Origin of the sequence: Bifidobacterium miconisargentati (genome assembly GCF_019331675.1) — a bacterium.
In the GTDB taxonomy this organism is placed as follows: domain Bacteria; phylum Actinomycetota; class Actinomycetes; order Actinomycetales; family Bifidobacteriaceae; genus Bifidobacterium; species Bifidobacterium miconisargentati.
On sequence record NZ_JAHBBJ010000033.1, the window covers coordinates 1 to 6,604 of the forward strand.

The 6,604-nt window shown below is 52.0% G+C and carries 4 protein-coding genes; 1 reads left to right on the forward strand and 3 read right to left on the reverse strand.

The window, feature by feature from the left end; all coding sequences use genetic code 11:
- Positions 1 to 82: 82 nt before the first annotated feature.
- The 3 genes from KIH81_RS11835 to KIH81_RS11845 all read right to left on the reverse strand — a co-directional run bounded on the left by KIH81_RS11835 (position 83) and on the right by KIH81_RS11845 (position 4,842).
- Positions 83 to 1,039: a leucine-rich repeat protein gene (locus tag KIH81_RS11835; protein ID WP_214305508.1), complete on the reverse strand. Its 957-nt coding sequence runs from the start codon at positions 1,037 to 1,039 to the stop codon at positions 83 to 85.
- Positions 1,040 to 1,604: 565 nt separating this feature from the next.
- Complete coding sequence (locus KIH81_RS11840; RefSeq protein WP_214305509.1) at positions 1,605 to 3,437, reverse strand: S-layer homology domain-containing protein; 1,833 nt, start codon at positions 3,435 to 3,437, stop codon at positions 1,605 to 1,607.
- A 361-nt stretch (positions 3,438 to 3,798) separates the two neighbouring features.
- Entirely contained in the window at positions 3,799 to 4,842 is a 1,044-nt protein-coding gene (locus tag KIH81_RS11845) for an S-layer homology domain-containing protein (RefSeq protein ID WP_214305510.1), read from the reverse strand.
- Positions 4,843 to 5,107: 265 nt separating this feature from the next.
- Here KIH81_RS11845 and KIH81_RS11850 point away from each other — a divergent pair, with 265 nt between their 5' ends.
- Positions 5,108 to 6,355: an S-layer homology domain-containing protein gene (locus KIH81_RS11850; RefSeq protein ID WP_214305511.1), complete on the forward strand. Its 1,248-nt coding sequence runs from the start codon at positions 5,108 to 5,110 to the stop codon at positions 6,353 to 6,355.
- Positions 6,356 to 6,604: the final 249 nt, after the last annotated feature.

The window sequence follows — 6,604 nt, forward strand, 5'->3', positions numbered from 1 at the left end:
CATCCGCATGGCCTACGGCTTCCACCACGTCACCAACCTCATCAGCCTCGTCATGCTCAGATGCGGCGGACTCAACATCCAACTACCAACACCAGCAACCTAACCCACGAAAACAGCAGAAGCCTCCCTTTTCCACAATCAAGGTATTCACCGACGCCGGCAAAGTGACCACGGCCGCGGAATCGCACGACAGGGGAAGTGACTGCTTATCGATAGCGAGTTTGTCCATCTTCCGGGGGAAGGAAATAGAATCGAATCTCGAGTCCTCGCTGAAAAGACCCGACGAGAATGAAATATTCGTCAGATTATCAGGGAAAGCGAGATCACCTTCATATTTAAGTACTCCTTCAAACATAGGATCAATAATCGACAGAGAATTACTATTGTTCGGCCACTCAATACCGCCAGCTTTCACGCCGAATGCACCAGGACTCCAGATTTCAAGTTTCGGCGGCAAGACCAGTTGCGTCAGCTCAACAGAACGCAGATAGGCAAAATTCTCGAAAAGCTTTCCTAAAACGGTAATATCCGATTGAGGGGAGAATTTCATCCGTTTCAAAGTGGAAATACCTGAGAATTGAAGTGCATCACAGCGAGATGTAATTGATTCCTGTTCACACGACCTGAAACGAGCAGGAAAAATAACTTCTTCCAGCCCGCCGGTCACTCCCGCGAAAGAAAAATCTCGAAGATGCAATGAAACATCACCCTCATCGCTGAAAGTTAGCTTATGGATGGGCTCACTCTCAAAGGCACTATGACCAATCTCAGTTACATCGGCCGAGATATTCAGGTCATAGCATTGGTAGTGTTGGGCTTTAAGCGCATCGGCAAAGCCTGTAACAACCGTACCCGTACCATTGCTGGACGTCTTAAAGAAGTCTTTATCCTTCGCCGTGTCCACCACCGCGCAACCGTCATCTCCAATTACAGGCTCCGCGGCATGTGCCACATGCGTGACGGCCAACGACCCCAACGCACATGCGGCCGTGATAAACGCCATGAGGCGTCTGGCGAGGCTACGGTTCTCCACTCCCATTTCCGTACCACCTTGTCTCTTCAAACAGTCTCTTCATTGGGAACCGGGTCGGTACAAAACCACCCTTATCTGCCACGAATACCCCCCCGACGACTTTTCGGGGGTAAAACAACACATACGTGTCATCATGCGAGAGACTTCCCAGACGCATGACGTCATACATCAGCGCACACACTATTTCGTTATACGAAAACGGGGTTCTCCGACTCAATCAGAGAACCCCGCGAATTCAAGAAACTGGTGCTGTTATTGGAGGATATTGTCGTTCAGGCGGTACACGCAATCACCAAAACTCACCTTTCTCCGGCACCTTGGCATTGCTCGCACTGTACTGGTTCATCAGGAACCCATCATCGACGTCATCAACTTACACCGCACTGACGCCGACCATCACACCGGCAATGAAAGCTAAGCGCCTGCTCCTATGCGCTTCATTGCATTGTGGGGTCTAGACGCCTAGATCCCACAATGCAAAATTCCTGTTTAAGCCAACCAAATCAATCAATAACTAGTAGATATCAGCAACAATATACTTATATTGTTTTAATAATATAAGTCTTATTACCTATAATATAAATATAGTTTTCAACTCTGCTCCCAAACACGATGTAAAAAATGCTGCCATATCCTGACGAATTACTGTAGCCCTTGGACGAAATGTTCCATCAGGATAGCCGCGAACGATACCGAAGGAAGACAGCCATCCGATTTCATCAGCATGCGGCGTATCTACATATATGTCAGAGAACCCATACCAATTCTCCGTATCGTCACCACCTAGATAACGATGGAATCGCCATAAGAATGCGGCCATATCTTGACGGATTACAGTGCGTCCAACGCCAAACGTCCCATCCGAATAACCAGTCGCAATACCCGTTGATGCCAACCATAACACCTCACGCCAATGAGGAGTAGACTGATTCACATCGCTAAACCGACTCATCTCGGCATCGGTCGGCTCATATTCAGGCTCCCCCGCTAGTCGATACAGAAATGCAGCCATATCCTGACGCGTTACCTCCGCGCGAGGAGCAAAATACGCACCCGTATTATGATTATTCCATCCCGTAGAGATAAAATTCTCAGATAGCCAGCGAATATCCTCCACATGAGGCGTAGAATCATTCACATCGGTAAAAATAGAATTCGTAGCAACATTCTGCCGAAGAATCGTCGCAAATCGATCTAGTCGTGCAGTCACTTGTGATATTTCATCCTTCGTGGGATTTGACTTAGCAAGAATTGCTTTGGCGTCCTTCATTGCACGCGCGAAGGGACGCCAGGTTACCTCCGTATATTCAGACTCAATTCGACTTGAGTACCATCCAACAATCTGTTGAAGATACGCAATACTTCCCTCTACCGGCGTCAATTCATCGATACATTTATTCAAAGCGGCTGTCGCATTATCCACATCACTCTGATCGATATCGTCACGCTTTATGTATTGCACAGCAAGATTATATGCCTTTTTCATATCGACCCAAGTCGACTGAACATAATCTTGCTCATTAAGTACGTCAGCCCTTTTAATAGCTGCAGATAATTTAGTGCGATCAATATTCGGCGCTTCAGTCACGGTCAGTTTTGCTTTTATCGATCCTCCAAAACGTCCCCTCCCATCATCCGTTTTCGTGGACCAATAAAACATATAATCAGAATCCCATCCTAGACCTTCTGTCCAAGAAACCTGATTTGTTGCAGCATCATAAACTCCATCGTTGGTGATACTCCCGACCGAATCAGGCTTTTTCCCATTTAGCAGCGGTACTGACAAAGCGAATCGTCCCCCCTTGGAGACAGTAGCAGAACGCTCCAGAGTATACGTTTGTACACGCCATTTCCGTAGGGATGGAAGATTCTGCAGCCTATAAACATCCGTGGCATAAGTGCCAACGACAGATAAATCCTCTAGTCTCGGCATATCATAGAAACCTGAAACTGTCGTAAGACCGACATCATAAAAATCAACATGCTGCAGATTTGGCACAGCCCGCAATGCGCTAATATCTACAAGATCGTGACCGCTAGTCACCTGGATTGTCGTCAATGAACGACTCCCCTCAATACCGTTCAAACTTCGTATTGAAGATTGCTCTTCGCGGTCACCAACAGACAACTGCGTCAAATTGGGAAGTTCCGAGATTCCGTGAAGATTCGAACCTTTAGTCCAAAGATACGTAATCGAAGAAGCAGCCTCCATTGTCAGGACATCATTAACCTTAATACCTGCTTGATAGGCAACTCTCCCGGCTAAATCTGAGTCAGGAAAACACTGAGACACAGTTGATACCCCAAGTACACAACCGCTATCGTCGGCCCAAACTGTTGGCACAACGGAAAACCCCATAAGCATCAACACGGACAATACAGCCGAGCATCTTCTAAACTTCATCTTCACTCCTGTCTTCCACACTGAATACCTCACTCTTCATATTAAGAGAAAGAGGATAGCGACATAACGACGGTACAAAAGAAAATAAATGGCTTCTCACTGACTTTGTTCTTTTCAACGCCCAAGCCTCTCGACCGCAGCAAAGCCGCCTGATCATCATCGATCACGAATGGCTTGTGCACGGTGGAGACCCCCTCTAACACGTAAAAGCCGCTCCACAAACAAGTTGGGAAACGGCTTTTACGAACTGGACAACGCTCAGTCTTTCGCAACATAAAGTCATACGGCAATTCGCTTCATGAAACAATCCGCCAGAATGACCGTTCGGAGACCGAGCCTTCTTCTCCTGTTGTTGGTGTTGTTACTTGAGCACGTTGTCGCTCAAACGATGCAGGAATGCGGCCATGTCCTGACGCACCACCACACGGGCGCCACCGAACGAACCATCACCATAGCCATTCGTCACGCCCGTCTTCGACAGCCACTCGATATCAGCCGCATGAGGCGTCCGATCATTCACATCAGTGAACGACTTCGCCTCACCGGCAGACACCGAAGCCTGCTTGAAATCAGCCAGACGATGCAGGAACGCCGCCATATCCTGACGCACCACCGGACGAGCCCCGCCGAACGTGCCGTCCGAATACCCCTTCGTGATGCCCGTGGAGGCCAGCCACAGGACCTCCTTGGCGTGCGCGCTCTTCTCGTTCATATCACTGAACGGGCTCTTCGACCAGTCCGGCGTGAAATCAGGGCTGCCGGCCAGACGGTACAGGAACGCGGCCATATCCTGACGGTTCACCGGGGCCATGCCACGGAACGTGCCATCCGGGAAACCCTTCGCGATCTTCCGCTCGGCCAGCCACCTGATATCAGCCGCATGAGGCGTCTGATCAGTCACATCAGAAAACAAACCCGACTCAGACTCCGAACCAGGACCCTGAGACGAACGATCAAACCAAACCGTCAGATCCAGCCATATTGGTTGTCCATCCTCACCCGGTATTCCGGTATGGCTATTGGAATAGCCATCCACAACAAAGTAGATACCGTCAATCGCCGAATTGCTGAGCGCCTTGCGTACGGCCGTCTTCGTGGAGTCAGGCATATCGAACTCACCGGTCGTCGGCAAGCCCTTCGGGAGATCAGGCCAATCCAATCGAGTCTCCCCAGGGATTGGATTTTCCTTAGTGATGCCATAAACTTCAAGACCAGTCAAAACGGCATCTTTGTCGAAGTATTCGTACGAAAACTTCAGATTGTCAATATTCGTCGCGGTAATCGTAGGCTCGGATAGCTTGAGAGTTCCTACCTGCGGGCCCGCCGCGTTCGCCGTGATGGCGCACGTCATCATCATGCCCAACGCCGCCAAACCGGCGACCAGGGCCTTTCCTATATGCTTCATTGCCTTGCCTCTCCCTTCGGAAGCCTGGATGGGCTCCCCGTCGGTGACGGGACAGCCCACGTTCCCGCCACTTCAAAAATCGCCCCCCCCCGAGACAACAGGTCAACAACGTGATTCCTTAGGATTATTGCGGCGTCCGATGGTGCAAGAGCCTCATTCGGATACGAAAACCGGCAGCCGCACCGTAGCGCCGTGCCGTTTTCAAACGGGAGTATTCTGCGAAGTATGTGAGGATGCGCTCACATCGAAGAAGAGTTAGGAGATTATGTTGCGTTCGGCAAAATCACCATCAGTACTGTTGCGACGACTGTTGTCGCTCATCACCGTTTTCGCCATGGGCTTGGCCCTCTCGTTGGTAGTCACAACCCCGGCACACGCGGCGACCACGCTTAACCTGGGCGCGGGCACCTACTGGGCGAACCTTCCCAATGGCATTCCCGCGGGCAAGTACCAGGTCAATCTCGCCAAGGCCGACAACAACTACGGCGTGGAGATTCGCGTGTACCACAACGACAAGGGAACCAGCCACGACTGGTACAACCCGCATCAGCCCAGCGAGACCCAGATCATCAACGTGCCCGCCGGCTCCCACGTCCAAATCAGTAGCGTCGACTCCCCGCGCGACAACACCATCATCTGGAAACAGCTGACCGCCTATACGAACTACGGCGTGTACTCCCCCGGTTCACCTCGCTCCTTCGGTGAGGGCACCTACCAGACAAGCCAGTCCGATGGCATCCCCTCGGGCAAGTATCAGGTGAACATCGCCAAGGCCGACAACAACTACGGCGTAACCATCCGCGTGTACCACAACAACACTCACGACTACTACAACCCGTACCTGCCTACGGACACCCAGATCATCGACGTGCCCGCCGGCTCCCGCGTCGAGATCGGCAGCATCGACTCCCCCAAGGACAACGTTGTCTACTGGCGCAAACTCACGAAGAGCCCCGCATACCAGCGTGTGAAGGACGTCAATTCGTCAACGCCGCATAGCGCCGACATCACCGCCCTGATCAAGTCCGGTATCTCCACCGGTTGGGAGGAAGCGGATGGTTCCGTGACCTTCCGCCCGGGAAACACCGTGATTCGTCAGGATATGGCGGCATTCCTGTATCGTTTGGCCGGCTCGCCCTCGTTCACGCCCAACTGGTCCGCGAACCCGTTCAAGGACGTCAATCAGAAGAGCGATCACGCCAAGGAGGTCATGTGGCTGTACTCCACCGGCATCACCAAGGGCTATGCGGACGGCACGTTCGGCGGAACCCGTCCGGTGGTGCGTCAGGACATGGCCGCGTTCCTGCACCGCTTCGCCAATAAGTACGGATCCAAGCCGGCTACCGGCGCCGGCGTTGCGTTCAAGGACGTCAATGCTCAGACCCCGCATGCGGATGACATCGCTTGGCTGGCCAAGGCCGGCATCAGCACCGGCTATTCCGACGGCACTTTTGGCGGCGAACGCCCTGTCGTCAGGCAGGATATGGCGGCGTTCCTCATGCGCATGAAGTAGTTTGAGGGTCGTCCAATGAAAAATCCTCCCACTTTACGTGGGAGGATTTTTTTAATGCCGTCTCTGGCTCCCCTCGCTGAGGGGAGCCATCGGCGAAGCTGACTGAGGGGAGCGCCACGGGACTGAACCGCACCCTGATTGTTGGATTGGAGTAATTCTGGTTCGGTGATCGGAGGTGCGGTTTCTCATGTCTGGGGATCGCAGGCGTCGTTACGACGACGGGTTCAGAAGGAACGCGGTGGGGTTGAT